At 30.3% G+C, this 18149-nt stretch carries 19 protein-coding genes; 12 read left to right on the top strand and 7 right to left on the bottom strand.

The genetic code is table 11. The features are described 5' to 3' along the window. Positions 1-27 precede the first annotated feature (27 nt). Positions 28-1119 carry an ABC transporter substrate-binding protein gene (locus tag GOY08_RS13105; protein ID WP_158999367.1) on the top strand — a complete coding sequence of 364 codons (1092 nt, stop codon included), beginning with the start codon at positions 28-30 and terminating at the stop codon, positions 1117-1119. On the opposite strand, the gene GOY08_RS13110 is transcribed toward GOY08_RS13105, so the two are convergent. Further along, positions 1110-1604 (bottom strand): hypothetical protein, encoded by a 495-nt coding sequence (locus GOY08_RS13110; RefSeq protein WP_158999368.1) that lies wholly within the window; start codon positions 1602-1604, stop codon positions 1110-1112. The two genes, GOY08_RS13105 and GOY08_RS13110, sit on opposite strands and share 10 nt — an antisense overlap. Positions 1605-2036: 432 nt before the next feature. Here GOY08_RS13110 and GOY08_RS13115 point away from each other — a divergent pair, with 432 nt between their 5' ends. The 4 genes from GOY08_RS13115 to GOY08_RS13130 all read left to right on the top strand — a co-directional run bounded on the left by GOY08_RS13115 (position 2037) and on the right by GOY08_RS13130 (position 4685). Beyond that, complete coding sequence (locus GOY08_RS13115; RefSeq protein ID WP_158999369.1) at positions 2037-2867, top strand: F-box protein; 831 nt, start codon at positions 2037-2039, stop codon at positions 2865-2867. A 15-nt stretch (positions 2868-2882) separates the two neighbouring features. After that, positions 2883-3743: an F-box protein gene (locus GOY08_RS13120; protein WP_158999370.1), complete on the top strand. Its 861-nt coding sequence runs from the start codon at positions 2883-2885 to the stop codon at positions 3741-3743. Between the two features lie 85 nt (positions 3744-3828). Then, a complete protein-coding gene (locus tag GOY08_RS13125; protein ID WP_158999371.1) occupies positions 3829-4164 on the top strand; it encodes a hypothetical protein in 336 nt (111 codons plus the stop codon). 113 nt (positions 4165-4277) lie between these two features. After that, positions 4278-4685 (top strand): lectin, encoded by a 408-nt coding sequence (locus GOY08_RS13130; RefSeq protein ID WP_158999372.1) that lies wholly within the window; start codon positions 4278-4280, stop codon positions 4683-4685. 91 nt (positions 4686-4776) lie between these two features. Here the strand turns inward: GOY08_RS13130 and GOY08_RS13135 are convergent, their stop codons facing one another. Beyond that, entirely contained in the window at positions 4777-5055 is a 279-nt protein-coding gene (locus GOY08_RS13135; protein ID WP_158999373.1) for a hypothetical protein, read from the bottom strand. A 217-nt stretch (positions 5056-5272) separates the two neighbouring features. Here GOY08_RS13135 and GOY08_RS13140 point away from each other — a divergent pair, with 217 nt between their 5' ends. Further along, positions 5273-5635: a nuclear transport factor 2 family protein gene (locus tag GOY08_RS13140; protein WP_158999374.1), complete on the top strand. Its 363-nt coding sequence runs from the start codon at positions 5273-5275 to the stop codon at positions 5633-5635. A gap of 93 nt (positions 5636-5728) precedes the next feature. Here the strand turns inward: GOY08_RS13140 and GOY08_RS13145 are convergent, their stop codons facing one another. From GOY08_RS13145 to rpoZ, 5 genes are all read right to left on the bottom strand, one after another. Continuing rightward, positions 5729-7486, bottom strand: a complete 1758-nt coding sequence (locus GOY08_RS13145) for a proline--tRNA ligase (protein WP_158999375.1) — start codon at positions 7484-7486, stop codon at positions 5729-5731. A gap of 27 nt (positions 7487-7513) precedes the next feature. Continuing rightward, entirely contained in the window at positions 7514-8413 is a 900-nt protein-coding gene (locus GOY08_RS13150; RefSeq protein ID WP_158999376.1) for a class I SAM-dependent methyltransferase, read from the bottom strand. A 2-nt stretch (positions 8414-8415) separates the two neighbouring features. Further along, on the bottom strand, positions 8416-9267 hold the full coding sequence (locus GOY08_RS13155; protein ID WP_158999377.1) for a Cof-type HAD-IIB family hydrolase: 852 nt from the start codon (positions 9265-9267) through the stop codon (positions 8416-8418). A gap of 32 nt (positions 9268-9299) precedes the next feature. After that, positions 9300-11303: a methionine--tRNA ligase gene (gene metG / locus GOY08_RS13160; protein ID WP_158999378.1), complete on the bottom strand. Its 2004-nt coding sequence runs from the start codon at positions 11301-11303 to the stop codon at positions 9300-9302. A 109-nt stretch (positions 11304-11412) separates the two neighbouring features. Further along, entirely contained in the window at positions 11413-11640 is a 228-nt protein-coding gene (rpoZ, locus tag GOY08_RS13165; RefSeq protein ID WP_158999379.1) for a DNA-directed RNA polymerase subunit omega, read from the bottom strand. Between the two features lie 200 nt (positions 11641-11840). Between rpoZ and GOY08_RS13170 the strand changes: the two genes are divergently transcribed. The 6 genes from GOY08_RS13170 (at position 11841) to GOY08_RS13195 (ending at position 18149) form a co-directional block, all read left to right on the top strand. Next, positions 11841-13412, top strand: coding sequence for an ABC transporter substrate-binding protein (locus GOY08_RS13170; protein ID WP_158999380.1), 1572 nt, complete (start codon positions 11841-11843; stop codon positions 13410-13412). A gap of 9 nt (positions 13413-13421) precedes the next feature. Next, positions 13422-14342 carry an ABC transporter permease gene (locus tag GOY08_RS13175; RefSeq protein WP_158999381.1) on the top strand — a complete coding sequence of 307 codons (921 nt, stop codon included), beginning with the start codon at positions 13422-13424 and terminating at the stop codon, positions 14340-14342. Beyond that, entirely contained in the window at positions 14339-15193 is an 855-nt protein-coding gene (locus tag GOY08_RS13180; RefSeq protein ID WP_158999382.1) for an ABC transporter permease, read from the top strand. The genes GOY08_RS13175 and GOY08_RS13180 overlap by 4 nt, the downstream gene beginning before the upstream one ends. Before the next feature lie 295 nt (positions 15194-15488). After that, entirely contained in the window at positions 15489-16433 is a 945-nt protein-coding gene (gene choX, locus GOY08_RS13185) for a choline ABC transporter substrate-binding protein (protein WP_158999383.1), read from the top strand. A 19-nt stretch (positions 16434-16452) separates the two neighbouring features. Next, entirely contained in the window at positions 16453-17292 is an 840-nt protein-coding gene (locus GOY08_RS13190) for an ABC transporter permease (protein ID WP_158999384.1), read from the top strand. Further along, the gene (locus GOY08_RS13195; protein ID WP_158999385.1) at positions 17289-18149 is read left to right on the top strand and encodes an ATP-binding cassette domain-containing protein; all 861 of its coding nucleotides are present in this window, start codon (positions 17289-17291) and stop codon (positions 18147-18149) included. Before GOY08_RS13190 ends, GOY08_RS13195 begins: the two co-directional genes overlap by 4 nt.

Genomic DNA, 18149 nt, shown 5'->3' on the forward strand with positions numbered 1-18149 from the left:
TTTTGTTCCTTAATTAAAGGAAAATATATGAATATTAAATATTTAGCATATCTCACTGGTATATTCTTCTTTTGTTCAGCATTTGCTATTAAAATCACATTTTTAGTGCCTGGTAAATCTAATGAAGATTTTTGGGTAACAGCGGCAGAATTTACCAGAGCCGCAGCTCTAGACCTTGGATTTGAATACGAAGTTCTTTATGCAGAACGAGATAGAGAAAACATGGTAGATCTTGCTTATAAAATTTCTAATGAAGAAAATAAACCAGATTTTGTTTTAATTGTAAATGAGAAAAATTCAGCTCCACAAATGCTTAAAATATTAAGTAATAGCAATATAAAAGTTTTTTTAGTCCATGTTGATTTAACAGATGATCAAAAAAAGGTAATAAAGCATCCAAGAAGTTTATATAAAAATTGGATTGGAACAATTGTAGCAGATAACGTTCCTGCTGGTTATCAAATCATGAATGAAATGTATAAAAGCATTCCTGAAGAATTAAAAGCAAAAAAAGTTCTTAAACTTCTTGCTATTAATGGAGATAAAGAAACAAAAACCTCTCTTGAAAGAGAAAAAGGTTTATATAAATTTTTAAATGAAAACAAAAGTATTCAACTTCTTCAACTAATAGCTGCTGAATGGGATAGAGATATTGCCTATCAAAAGACGAATTACATGTTTGAGAGATATAAAGATATTGATTTTATTTGGGCAGCAAACGATCCTATAGCATTAGGAGCTTTAAAAGCTGTGTATAATCAACAAAAGTTACCCGGAAAAAATATATATATAGGTGGACTTAACTGGTCAAAGGAATCATTGCAAGAAATAAAAAAAGGAACAATTTCTACTTCATTGGGTGGGCATTTTATCAATGGTGCATGTGCGTTAGCGGTTATCTACGATTATCTTAAAGGAATTGACATAAATAGTCCTAATTATGAAATGAAAATCAATTTCTTTTCTCCGATTGGAAAAAAAGAGGTTGATGAATATTATAAATATTTAGATAAAAATAATTGGAGTAAAATTAATTTTAAAAAATATACAAAATTTTATAACAAAAGTTTAAAAGAATATAAATTCAACCCCAAAGATATATTGAGAGATTATAAGTAAGATTGATCTATTCTCAATTTTTGAATTTTCTCTGCAATCTCCTCGTATGATAAATATTTAGAATAAAAATTTTGCAGCAGCTCAGTATTAAACATATATAATGAATAGCCATAACTTACATTATGTGATTGAATTATAAATAAACCATTTAACAGATATCCATTACTCCCAAAAGTATACCATTCAGACATAAAATTATTAGCTGGTTGCGCAATATAGTATGCTTCGCCATATTGTCTGGTACACTCTCGAGTTAATTCTTCAATTTTATTGATACCTCCTCTGATATCGAAAAATTCAATAAAAACTGCAGGAAAAAAAACCATTTCTTTCCAACTACCATCAACAGTTACTTTTTTATTCCCATTTTTTAACCACTTCCAATTGTAGCTTATGTTTGAGCAATAAACATTAACAGTTTCAGCAAATGAATAATGACATTGAAGAAAGATACTGAGTATTAATAATTTTTTAAAAAAGTTCATAACTCCTCCTTTGATATTAAATAAATTTTTTATGCTCTATTTTTTCTAAAGATTACAAATTATAATATTTATTTTGAATTGAATACTTTGCAGAACATTTTTAAAATATTTACCTTTTTTTTATCCATTTGTCTACTACCAAAGATTTTCATTTTCGCCATCTGCATAAAGATATGGATTACTCATAATGGGCTAGACTAAGTGAATATTTTTATCAAAATGATGTTATTCCAATGTAATCTGTATTTTTTTTGTTAATTAAGATTATATTTTTAAAATACAACTAATATTAAATTAACGAAACAAATTCATGCATAAAAATAATTAAATACAAATTTTATCAGGTAATTTATAATTTATTTGACTTATTAAAAAAATATAAATACTGTTTACTTTTATAGTGAAGTAACTTTTTAAGCAAAAGGATTTTCAATGAAACATTTTTTTAAAATAATATTTCTACTTTTAATTTATATAAATGATGCTTATGCTACAAGAAATAATGAAAATCTTGAAAACATTTCGCAAACTTTAAAAGAAAATATATATTCAAACTTAGATACAAATTCTTTAATTAATTTATCACAAACAAGTACTTCTTTTCATGAAAGCATAAGTGAATATATTGAATATAGCAAAAAATTAAGCACAATTAAAATAAACGGAACAAAAAATGAAATTTTTGAATATTTAATTCTTCTTAATAACAATTTGACCGAAAAATTAACAAAGACAAATAATTTAATTATCGATTACTTTGATTCATATGATGATTTAAGATTTTATGATAATAGAGCCTTGGGTATTTTATTATTGGCCATTAATACTTTTCCTAATTTAAATAAATTTACTATGATATTTCATGATTCTACTAATAATAATATTTTTGAATCTATCTCTATTGAAACAAAAGGAAATGAAATATACTTGGTAGGAAGTTTTGAAAGAATATCTAGTTTCTTTAAGCATTTTTTTGCAATCAAAAATAATGAAAATACTTATAAAGTTAATATGACGCTCAATCGAAATAAAAACGCTGGCTATTATTATAGTGAAATTGATTTCTTATCGCACTACATGATTAAACTCTTGCCAAATCTTAAAATAATTCAAATTGATGATAGTAACGAAGAATATATAAAAAATATACATTTCTACACTGAAGAAAATGTTAAAAAATATTTTTTAAATAATGATAATTTTAAAAGCAATGCACTGTTTGTTCTACAAAATGGCGAAGTAAAAAAATACAGCAAAAATTAAGAAAGATTTAAGACCATGCTATTACCACACATTCTATTAATTATTTTATCACTTCTAGCTCCTAACGCATTTGCTGAAAATGAGAAAGATTTTTTAAGTGAGCTCCCGCAAGAACTTGTTTCTGAGATAACTAAAAATTTAGATCCTCAATCTATCATAAACTTGAAAAGTACAAATAAGACTTTAAAAACTCAAGTAGAAGCATATTTAACCTATCTAAATAGCAAAGATGAATTAACAATAAAGGGAAATATTGCAGATTTAAAAAAATGGCTAAAAATATTAGATATTTCTTTAGCAAATGAAACAAATCATGTTAAAAAATTAGTTTTAAAGATTAACGACAGTAAATTTGAAAATTTAAACTGGTATTGGAATAATTCTGAAATTTTTAATGACTTGTTACAGAAAATTTCAATTAAGTTTCCAAATATTGGACATTTGATAATTGAAAAATTTATCTATAATTTTCAAAGTCGTGTTGAGTATTCTGAATTTAAAGCTTATCCTGATAAACTATATTACAAAGGTACCGTTTCAAGTATAGATTGGTTAATTATTAACTTTTCAATGTTTAAAACATATAGCAACATAAAAACAGTCCAATTTGACCTTCTAAAAAACTCAAGTAGAGTAATGAGTAGCATTCATTCGTTAGATTTAACTTCTACTATTAGTTTGCAATTGTTAGAACTTGATACTATTATTGTAAATGACATTGATAATTACTATTTTGAAAAATCTTATTTTTTCTCCCGTGAAGAAATACTTTTAAATATTATAAACATAAAAAAATCTTTAGGCGTATCAACAATTAATCCTATGTTTATGATTTTAAGAAATGGAACAGAAGATAAATACTATTTTAATAATTAAAATGTTGAAATAGCAAAATTTTTCCTAATAAAAAACGGTAATTTTTAATTTTATAGTTCCGAAAAAAAAAGAAAAGGAACAGCTTTTGAAGAAAATTATCGTTATTCTTTTATCAATTTATATTTTTCCAGCTTTTGCAAAAAGAATGAAAGAAAACCTTTGCTACAAGTGCTATCAAGGCTGCTTGGGGAAGCAAAAATATAATTCTTTAACCCCTGAAGAGGTTGTTAATTTTCTTAAAGATGGAAAATTGTATATAATTAAGGATTATAACAATGCACTTGCACAAAGAGACTTGAGCATTTTAAATAGTCATGAATTTTTGCGCGATGGAACATACTTTATAAACAATTATGTCACATTTATTTTAGGCTGCAAATGTTTTGAAAAATGCCAAGATAGCAGTTGTAACACTAAGTAACAGATTATTAATCCTAAATTTAGTCAGAATTTTTTTATTTATAAAAGTTGAGTTCTAATTTTTTTTTTCATACAATTATTTATAGGAATAAACTAAAAAAGGAAGAATAATATATGCTAAAAAAAGTGTTGTTTTCTTTGATAATTTCATTACCTTTTGTTGCTTCTGCAAAATCTATTTTAGAACCAGGCGAAACTCTTGTTGTTGGAAGAGTTCTTCAATCACCAAATCTTTGCTTTACTTTAGGTTTTAGAGATCAAGGAAATTTAGTAATTACAAATAGATCAGGAAAAGTAATATGGAGTTCAAATACATACAACACTTATGCAACGCAGCTCTATATAGATTATGGTAGTAATTTGAAACTTTTAAACTCAACTGGTGCTCCAATTAATTGGCAAACTAATACTTCTGGGGCTTTTGGCTTTTTGAGATTGCAAAATGATGGGAACTTAGTAATTTATAGCGACGCATTTAAACCTTTATGGTATACAGGAAGCTATGACGCTCCTTGTGGATAAGATGCATTTTTTATTGACCACAATTTGCTAGTAAAATTATTCTCTGAGCAACTTCGTCTTCACTTCTGGAAATACAGTGCTTGTATTAAATTTATAATTTATTGTTAGCTTCCAACATTTCATCGATAATCTGCTGAATTTCTGGGTTTTTCCAAGTTAAATGCTCATGTAACTCTAATGCAATCAACATTGGTGCTAATTTTTTAATAGTTTCTTTTGCACCTACCTTAGCGCTTTCAGATGATGCAGTAGAAGAAAGTATTTTTGCATTTGCTAATACCGCAGCAACAGTTCCTTTTCTTGCTTTAATCCCATCAATTTCTAATTCATTTATATCATTAGGTAAAATATCTTCTGGCATTATACTCATGAACCACCTCCAAAGATTTTATAAAAAACCTAAAACAGGCTATTATTATATTAATGTGCTAAAAAAAGCAATGATTTTGAATTTAAGAAACATCATTTACCAAATAACATTCTAACATTTAGTAATATAAATTTACCAAACTTAATTTTTCCTTTACTAAAATATCTTTTATTAATAATATCAAATGTAACTTAATTACTAGGGGAAGAGTAAAAACATGAGCTCTGAAAAAAATAAAAATATTGCGCTCAAATGGCTTGCAGCTTTTAATCAACATAATCTAGAGAATCTTCTTTCACTTTACGCAGAAAATGCTGAACATTATAGCCCAAAATTAAAAATCAGGATGCCTGAAACAAATGGACTTATAAAAGGAAAAAATTCATTAAGAGAGTGGTGGAAAGATGCATTTGAAAGACTGTCCACTTTAAAATATGAGCCCAAAAAAATTGTTGCGGATGAAAATACAGTTTTTATGGAATATATTCGACATGTTGAGAATGAAGAAAAATTAATGGTGTGCGAAGTTCTTGAAATAAAGAATGATGTTATAATATTTTCTAGAGTTTATCATAGTTAATTTGATAAATATAAATTACTCGCTTCTAAAGGAGCGAGAATGAAGTCTCGGTTTGTTTAAAAAAGAAAAATAAGTATAATTCTATTTAATAAATTAAACAGAATTATACTTTGCATATTCAGTTTTAATTTCATCCATTAAAACTTTTACTATTTCATCGGTTTTAATTTTACGAGCTTCCATTCTATTGTCCCGATATTTTAATTCAACACAGCCTTCCGCCAATGTTTTTGGAGAAAGAATAACACGAAATGGAATACCAAATAGATCTGCATCAGCAAATTGAGATCCAGGTTTTTCATCTCGATCATCAATTAAAACATCAATTTTTGCCGCCATCATTTTTTTATAAAGTTCTTCAGATATATCTTGTACAGCCTGTTCCTTTTTATTTAGAACACAAAAATGCACTTCAAAAGGAGCAATAGGTAACGGTAAAATAGGTCCTCTATCATCATGGCTTTCTTCAATTATAGCTGGAAGAAGTCGTGTAATACCTATACCGTAACAACCCATAATTGGGTATTGCTTTTTCCCCTGATGATCTAGATAAGTACATTCCATATCTTTTGAATACTTTGTTCCAAGATGAAATATATTTCCAATTTCTATTCCGCGAGTTTCTTTTAGTTCTTTCCCGCATTCTGGACAAGGATCGCCTTCACGTGCTGCTGCAATATCCCCAATAATAACCTTTTTCTTTTCTGAATCAGTTAATTTATCTAGAAAATCGCGTTGTACATTAAAGTTAACAAAGTGAAAATCTTTTTCGTTTGCCCCAGTGGCAAAATTGTTTCCTTTTGCTACAGTATGATCTATTATAACGTAACAAGTCTGCAGATTTAATCCAACTGGCCCCGTACTACCAGCAACAGCTCCAGCCTTTACAATTGCTTCTGGTGTTGCAGGAATAACTTCTGATTGAACTAATGTTCGCACTTTTTTATCAATAACTTCTAAATCACCACGAACAAAAGTAATAACAGGAATGCCTTTTAAAGTTTGAAACATAACAGCTTTAGCTGTTTGCTCAGCTGAACAATTTAATTGCTTGATTAATAATTCTATTGTTTTTGCATTTGGTGTGTGGACTTTTTCAAGACTTTTTTCAGCTTCTGAGCGAATGACAAATGGTGAAGTAGATATTTCTTCGTTTGCACTATACTTACAATGTGGACAAGTTATTAGTTTATCTTCGCCTGTAGGAACTAGCATTTGAAATTCATGCGAATAGCGGCCACCAAAAAGTCCATTATCGGACATAACACTCACAAAATTTTTGCATCCTGTTCGTTTAAAAAAACGATTATAGGCAGCAAATACTTGATCATAATATTCTTTTAAATCTTCTTCAGAAGTATGGAAACTATAAGCATCTTTCATAGTAAATTCACGTAAACGGATAAGTCCGCCTCTTGGACGAGGCTCATCACGGAATTTAGTTTGAATTTGATATAACATTACTGGCAATTGTCTATAACTTGTTACTTCTGTGCGAGTTAAATAAACAACAGGCTCTTCATGCGTAGGATTTAAAACCATTGGTTTTTCATTTCTATCATGAAATTTCATCATATCTTTACCAAAAGTTTGATATCGACCAGTTTCTTCCCAAAGTTCTTTTGTTGCTGAACAAGGCATTCTTATTTCTTGTCCTTCAACAGCATTCATTTCTTCGCGACAAATTTTTTCAATTTTTGCAATTGAGCGCATACCAAGCGGAAGTATTCCGTAAACTCCAGCAGAATACTGACGCATAAAACCACCACGCAACATAAATTTATGACTAGGCAATTCACTATCACGTGGTGTTTCTTTAATAGTTCTTCCCACTAACTTAGACATACGCATAAAAATTTCTCCGAGAATAATAACTAATTAATTTTTATTTAATAGATCTTCTAACATGATGGACTTTCCACCAAGATAATCTTTCATAGAAAGGTATTCTTTTTTTGCTGACTCTAGATAATTACCACGCCGAACGCATGTTAAAAGACGATTTTTAGGCGTATGAGTTGAAGGCACAAATTCAGTAGCCGTTACTTCATAGCCAGATGCTCTAGTCAAGATCATGCGTAAAGAATCCGTTAAATGAGCTGCGGTTTCGCGCCTAATTTGCGGTGTATGAAAAACAGGGTTTAACGGATGCTCTCCTTCAATTTCTTTCCACTTTCTGGCTAATTCAGCCTGGCAACATGGCGCAACAGCAATAAAATCTGTCTTTTCTTTAATTGCAAATGCAAGTGCCATATCAGTAGCTGTATCACAAGCGTGTAATGCCACAACTGCATTTGGTCTATTTTCATAAGGCCAATTATAAGTATTCATTGAAGCGCATTCAAAACTTAAAAAGTCATTATATCCGAGTTTTTCAGCCTTTTCTATACAGCTTTTAATTATTTTTTGATTTGTATCAACTCCAACAATTTTTGCTGGTACTTTCCATTTTTCTTTAAAACACCAAGCTAATAAAAATGTTAAATAAGATTTTCCACAGCCAACATCAAGAATATGAACAGTTTTGTGCCGACTGACAAGATCAGTAAAATGTGTTTCTAACAAATTAAACATATGATTAATTTGAATAAATTTTTTGAGATTATCAGGAGACAGAGAGGCATCTGCATTTAATAAACCAAGTAACCTTAGCAATTGAGGTGCAGATTTAGGAGTAATCGTATATTTTTTGTCTCCTAGTATTTTTTTAAGTCGCTCTTCAGTCCACCACTTATCAGCTAACTCCATAATAGTTGGAGGCTTTTTGTATAATTCCATATTTAAATATTTCCAGCCAATTTAAGACGTTCTAAGAAAACAGAAACCCCATCTTCATCGTTAGATAGCGCTTTCGCCTTCGCTATTTTTAAAGCATGACTATCAGCATTTGCCATCGCAACACCGAGTCCAGCTTGTTGTAACATTTCAACATCGTTTTCACCATCACCAAAGGCGATCACGTCTTTAATATCTATTCCTAAATAATTGCAGACAATATGCATAGCAGTACCTTTATTAACGGTAGGAGAGCCTATTTCTATCCATGGCCAACCATTAAAAGTACAGAATTTTGCATTATATTTTTCTTGAAAAAAGTTACTTTGTGTAGCTAAAAAAAGTTCTCTATCACTATCAGGAGATAATAAAATTAAAAAACTAACAACAGAATCCATTGGAGGATTATCTAAATCAAGTTGCATAACATCAGTGTCATAATGTGAAGCAAATTCATTACTATCTAATAAATTTGGATGCAAACAATAAAAGCCTTTTGAAGTATCAACTAAGATATTTTGAATAGGATTATTCGCACCTTGATTCAAATATTGCCGTAGCATATTAAAAATCGCATCTCGTAAATGATTATCTATAAAAGAAAGTAACATTGAATAATCATCAGCTATATTTTTCCTGATATCATTCCCATTTAAAGTAATAACTGGCTCACATAAATTTAATCCTTCAGTTACTGCTTTTACTGACTTAATTGTTCTTCCTGTTGAAACAATAACTTTTACACCTTGGGAAATTAACTCATTCAAACATTTTAAATTTCTAGATGAAATTTTCTTTTGCGAATTCAACAAAGTACCATCTAGATCTACAAAAATTGCTTTATAATTAAAGCTCATATTCACTCCATGTAAAAATTCTTGTTGATTTCTTAGCTTAAAATTGCACCTTCTTTTAAATATTCAGGTAGAAATACAGGATTTACTTTACCATCTAAAGTATCTGTTGATAACATCATTCCTTCGCTTGTTCCAAAACGCATTTTTCTCGGCGCTAGATTACAGACAATGATTACTTTATGATTTACTACTTCTTCTGGCTTAATCCATTCACGTATTCCAGAAAAAATAACGCGTTCTCCCAATTCTCCTAATGAAACAGAAAGTTTTAATAATTTATCAGAACCTTCAACACATTCAGCACTTATAACAGTTCCAACACGCATTTGGACTTTAGAAAAATCTTGAATTTGGATTGTTTCCGTAACTTGAGTATTTGTCTGTGTTACTTTTTCTTCTTTCATTTTTTCTTTTCCAATAACTTTAGTCTCAGAATTTTTTACTTTATTTTTTTCATTACTACTTTTAGGCTCTAGTATTGCTAACTCAGCTTGAATATCTATCCTATTAAATAATTTAGGAATGGATTCACAGATAAATCCTGCTTTAATATTCAAACAATTGCTAGCTCTATTAAAGTGTTCTGAAACTGGGACATTAATTTCTCCCACACTTTCAAGCAATTCTTTCATTTTTTCAGGATAAAAGCTGTAAGCTAAATATCCAACAGTTTTTAATACAGTAACACATGTAGCTAAAATATTTGCCAACTGTACTTTTGAATTATCATCAATAATTTTAGCTATTTCCCAAGGTTTTTGTTGTGCTATATGTTTATCCGCCAAAGAAACAAGCAAAGAAATTTCATTTAAAGCATCTGATAATTTGAATTCATCAAAAGCTTTTGTTACTATATTGATAGCATTTTTACAAGCTTCTACTATTTCGTTTTGTTCGGAAAGCAATTTACTTTCATAGTATTTAGGAATTTCTTTAGAAAAATATTTTTCAATCATCGTTAAAGTACGAGATAATAAATTACCAATTCCATTGGCAAGATCAGAATTATATCTTTCAAAATATGACTTCCATGATATATCAATATCTTCCCCAGGATTTGTTGCACGATAAACAAAGTTTACAAACATATCTCTACCATAATGTAAAATTTGTTCCACTGTAACAACATTTCCTAGACTTTTAGACATTTTATGACCATCTTTTAGCAACCAACCAGTAACAAGTAATTTTGGTAGCGGGATATCTAAAGACAAGCACATAGCTGGCCAAAAAATACCATGAAATTTTAAAATATCTTTGCCTAATATATGATAAGCATTATTCCAAAAAGGACTTGTTCTTGATTCTTCTAAACCACCTATACCTGTAACATAATTAGGTAGAGCATCGAACCAAACATAGGCGACATGTTCCTTATCAAAAGGTAATTCTACACCCCAAGTTAATCTTGTTTTTGGACGAGATATACTGAGATCACCTTCTAAACTATCAAGCATAGAAAGTAATTCATTAATATATCTTTCTTGCTGAGTTATTTTTCCTTGTGAAATTAATTCTCTTAAACTTTGTTTATATTTTGATGTCTTAAAAAAATAATTTTTTTCTTTTCTTAATTCTGTAGGTCTTTTATGAACAAGACAGTTATTATTTTCGTCTCTTTCATTGCTATTTAAAAAACCTTCACATTTAATACAATAATACCCCTCATGTTCACCAAAATATATGTCACCTTTTTTATAACAATAAGTTAATATATCACTCACATTTTTTACATGGTTTTTATCAGTTGTTCTAATAAAAATATCATTGTTTAAGCCAAATTTTTTAAACTCATCTTGCCAAAGCTGAGCCATATTATCTACTAATTTTTGTGGAGATACTCCAAGCTCTTTTGCTTTATCTTGTACAGCTTCACCATGCTCATCAAGACCAGTTAAAAATTTTACTTGCTCACCTCTTTGCTGATAATGAGCCTTCAACACACTTGCGAGTATAGTTGCATAAACATGGCCAGCATGTGGGTTTCCATTAGCATAATATATAGGAGTGGTAAAATATCGACACGCTTTAGCCATAAATTATAATTCCTTTTATCTCAAAATAAAAAACTGGAAACTGTATAAATGACAGAATCCAGTCTAAAAAGTGGGAAATATAAACTCATAAATAAAATAAGGAGATGAGCTATTTAACCTTGTTTGGTAATTGCAAACCAGGAACAATCTCAGCATTTTTAATTCCTACTTTTCCTGCAGCTATTTCACGCAAAGCAGTAACTGCTTCTTTATTTTTACATTCAACTAAGGGATCGCTACCTTTTTGAAGTTGGCGCATGCGACGAGCAGCTAGCATAACCACTGCAAAGCGATTAGGAATTTGATCTAGACAATCTTGAACTGAAATACGAGCCATAATGCATCCTTTAAAAGAGCAAAAGGAAAATAAAAACACTGCCTTTAAAAATACAGCATAACACATGCTTGTAGCAATAGCTTAAGCATGCGTCAACACGTTTTTAAACTGATCGTCTGAAGTTTGCATCGTTTTTCCTACCATCTTAAAATGTGTTAATTGATAAGGTTTTAGAACGCTTGCTTTTGGAGAAGATTGAAATGACTCTTACCTACACACCAAAAAGAATAATAATAACAATTATTTCAGCATGCTTGGTGGCTTTCATAGTTTATTACTCAACCATCCGTAAAAACTCACAATCAGCAAAAAACCCTAAAGACATTGTGACAGTAGCACTAGATTCAAAAATCACTTCGGGTGATCCAAGAATTATTGGATCTGACGCGAATAGTCAATATATTGAAAATATAAGATTTTTACCATTAATTAGCTTTGATGAACAAGGACAAATATTATACATATTAGTCAATGAAATTAAAACATTATCAAATAAATCATGGAATATTTACCTAAAAAAGGGCATTAAATTTTCTAATGGAAAAGAAATCACCGCTTATGATGTTGAAGCAACATATAATCAAATTATCGCTCCCCAAGGAAATTTTCCTCCAAGCCCAAGAAAAGCAGCTTTTAGCAGTGTGACTTCATTCAAAGCCATTTCCGAACATCAAATTCATATTGAATTAGACTCTCCAGATGTCTCTTTTCTAAATAATTTAGTGGTAGGAATTTTACCAAAAGATGCAGCCTTGAATGCAGCTCCCAACGAAGTAGATAATAAAGGTTATGAAAGTGGCCCTTTTATTTTAAAGTCAACTTCTAGTTCCGAATGGATTTTAGAAAAAAACGACCATTACAATTTGGGTGACAAACCTAAAATAAAAGAAGTTGTGTTCAAAATTATTACTGACAGTGGAACTCGTTACGCAGCTTTAATTCGAGGAGATATAGACATTGCACAAAATGCAATAGATCCTGACAAAATAACTTTAATTGAAAATACAAAAAAAGACACATTTAATGTACTTAGTGCACCCAAATTATCCACAACTTATTTAGCATTTAACTTTAAAGATCCAATCTTTAGTAATTTAAAAGTACGCCAAGCAATCGCATATGCAATTGACAGAAAAAGTATTTTACAATTCAGAATGCAAGGGCAAGGGATACTTGCAAATAGTATGTTTCCTCCAACAAACTATTTTTACGATAACTCTATTCCTGAAATTCCATTTAACCCTCAAAGAGCCAAAACATTATTAAAAGAAACAAGTATCCAAGAGCCACTTGCGTTTCCAATTAAAGTTTCAAATAGCAATAAATCCATCGTTGAAGTTGCAAAAGCAATCGCAGCGAATTTGAAAGATGTAGGATTTGCTCCTACTGTTGAAATGCTTGAAAATAGTGTTTTTGCTGAACAAGTAAAAAAAGGCATTGCCAAGGTTTGGATTTCTCCATGGGTTGGTTTTAAAGATCCTGATCACTTACGTTTTGTTTTTGCTACAAATATGGTACCGCCTGCAGGAGGAAATAGAGGAGCCTATTCTAATCCACAAGTTGATGAACTCCTTCAAGAAGGCAAAGAAGAAGTTAACAATCAAAAAAGAAAAGTTATTTATGATCAAGCACAAAATTTATTAGCTGGAGAGCTTCCTTATATTTATTTATGGCATAGTCTTAATGTAGCTGTTGTTTCAAAAAATATTGAGGGATTTAGACTTTATGCAGATGGTAGATACTGGTCTTTAGTGAATGTTACCAAAAAGTAAAGGAACAAAATGGCTAAAGTATTAGTTCAACGTTTTTTCCAATTACTCGCCGTTCTGTGGGGAGTTTCCACTATCGTTTTTTTTCTGCAAAGAATGATTCCCGGAAGCCCCGCCGACAGCATTTTAGGAGTTGACGCGTCTGAAGTTGATAAATTGGAATGGCTCACCCGATATGGTTTTAATGAGCCAATTTGGAAACAATATTTTAATTTCTTAGTGAACTTATGTCAGGGAGATTTAGGAAAAAGTTATGCTAATTATTCATCTGTAAGTGAAATTATCCTTCCTCGTCTTTGGGAGACTATTCAATTAGCTACTGTTGCTTTTCTTTTTTCTATACTTTTAGCAACTATAATTGGAATTATCAGTGCAGCAAACGCTGGTAAGTTTACAGATAAAGCATCAGCTGTCCTATCGCTGCTCGCAATTTCAGCTCCTAGTTTTATTATTGGACCCGTTTTAATGTGGATTTTTGCTGTGAAATTTGATGTCTTTCCTTTAATGGGTAATGAAGGGCCAAGTTCATTTGTTCTGCCATCCGTTACTTTAGGCGCTTCGCTCGCAGCTTTTTCGAGTAGAATGATTCGCAGCGGTATTGTTGATGTACTTCAGGAAGACTATATCAGAACTGCAAAAAGTAAAGGATTATCTCAGTTTATTGTTCTTACAAAACATGCTTTAAGAAATGCTTTTTTACCAACTTTAACAGTTCTTGGAATGCAACTTGGAGTTTTACTTAGTGGAGCAGTAATAACGGAACAAATTTTTAACTGGCCTGGTTTAGGTAGTTTAGTCGTTGAAGCTGTTCAGCAACGCGAATATAATATTGTTTCTGGGTGTGTAATTATTATGGCAACTATTTATGTTGCCTGTAACCTTTTGGTAGATATCTTATATCGCGTCTTTGATCCAAGGGTAAGATTAACATGAAAAAAATTACACTCCGCTTTTTTAAAATAGCTGCTAAAGATAAAACTACAATTTTTTCTGGTTGTATTCTTCTCTTTTGGATTTTAATTGCGCTTGTTCCAATTTTAATTCCCACTTTTGCAAATATTCCAATTAGTTTACAGGATAGATTACAAGATCCTTCGATTAAATATTGGCTTGGAGTTGATGGAAATGGTCAAAGTGTAAGTTTATTAATTATGAATGGTGCATCAACTTCACTCATAGTGAGTATATTTACCGTTACTATGAGTTTACTTGTTGGAATTCCATTAGGAGCAATTGCTGGATTTTTTGGTGGCAAAATAGATATATTAATTTCTAGATTTATTGACATACTTTTAGCTTTCCCACCTATGGTTCTCCCGATAGCTATAATGGCTTTTTTTGGCGGTGGATTACTTAATGTAGTTGTTGCTTTAAGCATTACTGGCTGGGTCAGCTATGCTCGCGTAGTTAGAGGGCAATTTCTTTCTTTTAAAGAAAGAGAATTTGTTGTTGCCGCAAAGTCTTTAGGAGCATCTAATAATAGAATTATGTTTAAACATATTTTTCCTAATACAATTTCACCTTTAGCAGTACAAGCTACATTTTCTTTAGCAAGCGTTATAATTGCTGAAGCGGGTTTAAGTTTTCTTGGCTTAGGTGTAAGTCAAGCACATGTTAGTTGGGGAGGTTTGCTAAATTCAGCGCGTGATTATTTAACAACAAATCCATTTCTAGCTTTTTTTCCTGCATTTGCCTTATTCTCAATTGTTGCCAGTTTAAATTTTATTGGAGAAGCTTTACGTTTAACATTCGACCCAAAAAGTATTGGAGCGGGTAGAGCTTAGTTACTTTAATTGAAATAATATTGAAGCATTATTTTATTCTTTGGAAATCTATAGTATACTTTCTAAAAACAAAATTTTATTAATTTTAAAAATAAATAAAAACACACATTAGTTAAATAAACTAATTTTAAAATACAAAAAAATAAAGTACATATAAATAACTAGACTACCATTCATATAAATTTAATTCAATTAATCAAAAATATGAGATAATAGACAAAAATTTAAATATCCTGTAATGAATAAAATAACGTTGAAATAAAAAGCTCTTGTTCATTTATTGAGGTATATCTGCATGCGTAATTTAATTAATTGTACATTATTATTTTTTGGAGCAATTTCATTTCAACAAAATATTTTTGCTGAATGCAAAAAAGTACGATTTTCAAATATTGGATGGACTGATATTTCAGCTTCTACTGCTGTAGCCACAGAAATACTTTCTGTTTATGGTTACGAAACAAAATCAACAATTCTTTCTATACCAATGACCTTCGCTGGAATGAAAAATAAAGATATTGATATTTTTTTAGGTAACTGGATGCCGTCAATGAAAGCGGACATAAAACCATATCTTGCACAAGGATCAGTTGAAACAATAGGAACAGTTTTAAAAGGAGCAAAATATACTCTTGCGGTTCCTGCATACGTTTATGATGCTGGAGTAAAAAACTTCAATGATCTTGCTCAACATAAAGAACAGTTTCAAGGAAAGATTTACGGCATAGAACCAGGAAATGACGGCAATAGAAATATTCAAGAAATGATTAAAAGTAATGCTTTTAATTTACAAAGTTGGAAACTTATTGAATCCAGCGAACAAGCAATGTTGATGGAAGTAATTCAAGCTGTAAAAAGAAATAAATGGATTGTATTTCTTGGTTGGGAACCGCATACCATGAATAAAATGATAAAAATGCGTTACCTTGATGGGGGAGATAAGTACTTTGGTCCACATGAAGGGGAATCTGTAGTTTACATTAATAGTAGGAAAAATTTTTCAAAAGAATGTCCTGAACTCGCAAAATTTTTTCGTCAATATCAATTAACAATTGATGAAGAACAAGAAATTATGTCACTAATTCTAGATAAAAAAATGCTTCCAAATAATGCTGCAAAATACTGGATAAAAAATAACTTCGAAAAACTGAAACCCTGGATCCATGAAATTAAAACGGTAGATAAAAATGTTTTGAGCTTCGCAGAATTTCAAAAAAAATATGCGTCTATGAATCCTTAATTAATATTGGAGTTCCAAAATGGATAAAATACCAATTGGTCTTTTTGTACAAGACATAGTAAATAAAATTGTTAATTTATCTGAATATCACTTTCGTAATATTTCTGATGTTTTTAATAATTTTCTCGGAAAAATCATAGATTTTCTTGAAATTTCTAATCCCATTCTTTTGGTTTCTATTTTACTAATTATTACCTTTATCTTTAAAAGGAATTTAAAAACTATAGTCTTAATAATTATTGGAGCATTATTTATTTTTAACTTAGGATACTGGAGAGAATCTTTAGAAACATTAACTCTCGTTATTTTTTCTACAACGATATCAGCTTTAATCGGAATTCCTCTGGGAATATTATGTGCTCATCATCCCTTCATTTATTACATTTTACGTCCAATTTTAGATTTAATGCAAACTATTCCAACATTTGTTTACTTAATTCCAACATTAATGCTTTTTGGACTAGGAATGGCTCCAGGATTGTTTTCAACAATTATCTTTGCAATGCCTGCTACAATTCGGTTAACTTATTTAGGAATAAGTAAAGTACCTCCTTCTTTACTTGAAGTTGCAGACGCATTTGGAGCAAGTAAATGGAAAAAATTAATCTCAGTTGAATTTCCCTCAGCTAAAAGTTCTATTTTAACCGGAATTTCACAATGCGTTATGCTTTCATTATCAATGGTTGTTATTGCTGCATTAGTAGGGGCTGAAGGGCTTGGAAAACCTGTTGTACAAGCATTAAACACTGTAAATATTGTTCAAGGTTTTGAAGCTGGAATATCTATCGTTATTATTGCAATTTTATTAGATAGAATACTTTCAGTGTCAAAAAACAAGAAAACTGGTGAAGCAACATGACAAATGAATGTTTTAATGTAAATCATTTAGATCTCGTTTTTGGTAAAAATACATATCGCGCATTTAGTGCTTTAGATATTGGAAAAAATCGTGATCAAATTCATAAAGAATTTAATCAAATTGTTGCTGTGAGGAAAGTAGATTTAACAGTATATCATGGTGAGATATTAGTTATAATGGGTTTTTCAGGTTCCGGAAAATCCTCACTTCTGCGTTGTTTTAATGGAATGAATGGGAGAGATCATGGACACGTAAGAGGGTCTATTCAATTTAAATCTCCTACATCAAATCAAATTTTTGATATTTTGCATTGCTCAAAAAAAGAACTGTTAGAAATCAGAAAACATAAAATTTCAATGGTGTTTCAGCAATTTGGCTTAATGCCATGGAAAACTGTTGCTGAAAATGTAGCTTATCCATTAGAAATACAAAAAAGAAAAACCAATGAAATAAAAGAACAAGTCGAAGAAAAACTAAGACTTGTTGGATTATCTGATTGGAAAAATAAATATCCACACGAATTATCAGGAGGAATGCAGCAAAGAGTTGGACTAGCTAGAGCTTTTGTAACAAATGCTGATGTACTTTTGATGGACGAACCTTTTTCCGCACTAGATCCGTTGCACAGAAAACATTTACAAGAAGAAATCATTCAGTTGCAATATAATTTAAAAAAAACAGTTATTTTTGTCACACATGATTTTTCAGAAGCAGTTCGAATTGGATCAAGAATAGCAATTATGGACTCAGGACGTATCCTCCAAATTGGGACAGCAAAAGATTTAATTGAAAACCCTAGTTGCGAAATTGTTAAAAAATTTACCACTGAAGTTGGGCATCACCAAATATATTCGTGA

Source organism: Pigmentibacter ruber, from assembly GCF_009792895.1.
GTDB lineage: Bacteria > Bdellovibrionota_B > Oligoflexia > Silvanigrellales > Silvanigrellaceae > Silvanigrella > Silvanigrella rubra.

Coding starts and splice junctions, on each gene's coding strand:
- GOY08_RS13170 (WP_158999380.1), top strand. CDS start 11,841: ATGACTCTTACCTACACACCAAAAAGAATAATAATAACAATTATTTCA.
- GOY08_RS13190 (WP_158999384.1), top strand. CDS start 16,453: ATGGATAAAATACCAATTGGTCTTTTTGTACAAGACATAGTAAATAAA.
- GOY08_RS13150 (WP_158999376.1), bottom strand. CDS start 8,413: ATGGAATTATACAAAAAGCCTCCAACTATTATGGAGTTAGCTGATAAG.
- metG (WP_158999378.1), bottom strand. CDS start 11,303: ATGGCTAAAGCGTGTCGATATTTTACCACTCCTATATATTATGCTAAT.
- GOY08_RS13140 (WP_158999374.1), top strand. CDS start 5,273: ATGAGCTCTGAAAAAAATAAAAATATTGCGCTCAAATGGCTTGCAGCT.
- GOY08_RS13145 (WP_158999375.1), bottom strand. CDS start 7,486: ATGCGTATGTCTAAGTTAGTGGGAAGAACTATTAAAGAAACACCACGT.
- GOY08_RS13180 (WP_158999382.1), top strand. CDS start 14,339: ATGAAAAAAATTACACTCCGCTTTTTTAAAATAGCTGCTAAAGATAAA.
- GOY08_RS13120 (WP_158999370.1), top strand. CDS start 2,883: ATGCTATTACCACACATTCTATTAATTATTTTATCACTTCTAGCTCCT.
- GOY08_RS13195 (WP_158999385.1), top strand. CDS start 17,289: ATGACAAATGAATGTTTTAATGTAAATCATTTAGATCTCGTTTTTGGT.
- GOY08_RS13110 (WP_158999368.1), bottom strand. CDS start 1,604: ATGAACTTTTTTAAAAAATTATTAATACTCAGTATCTTTCTTCAATGT.
- rpoZ (WP_158999379.1), bottom strand. CDS start 11,640: ATGGCTCGTATTTCAGTTCAAGATTGTCTAGATCAAATTCCTAATCGC.
- GOY08_RS13155 (WP_158999377.1), bottom strand. CDS start 9,267: ATGAGCTTTAATTATAAAGCAATTTTTGTAGATCTAGATGGTACTTTG.
- GOY08_RS13105 (WP_158999367.1), top strand. CDS start 28: ATGAATATTAAATATTTAGCATATCTCACTGGTATATTCTTCTTTTGT.
- GOY08_RS13115 (WP_158999369.1), top strand. CDS start 2,037: ATGAAACATTTTTTTAAAATAATATTTCTACTTTTAATTTATATAAAT.
- GOY08_RS13175 (WP_158999381.1), top strand. CDS start 13,422: ATGGCTAAAGTATTAGTTCAACGTTTTTTCCAATTACTCGCCGTTCTG.
- choX (WP_158999383.1), top strand. CDS start 15,489: ATGCGTAATTTAATTAATTGTACATTATTATTTTTTGGAGCAATTTCA.
- GOY08_RS13135 (WP_158999373.1), bottom strand. CDS start 5,055: ATGAGTATAATGCCAGAAGATATTTTACCTAATGATATAAATGAATTA.
- GOY08_RS13130 (WP_158999372.1), top strand. CDS start 4,278: ATGCTAAAAAAAGTGTTGTTTTCTTTGATAATTTCATTACCTTTTGTT.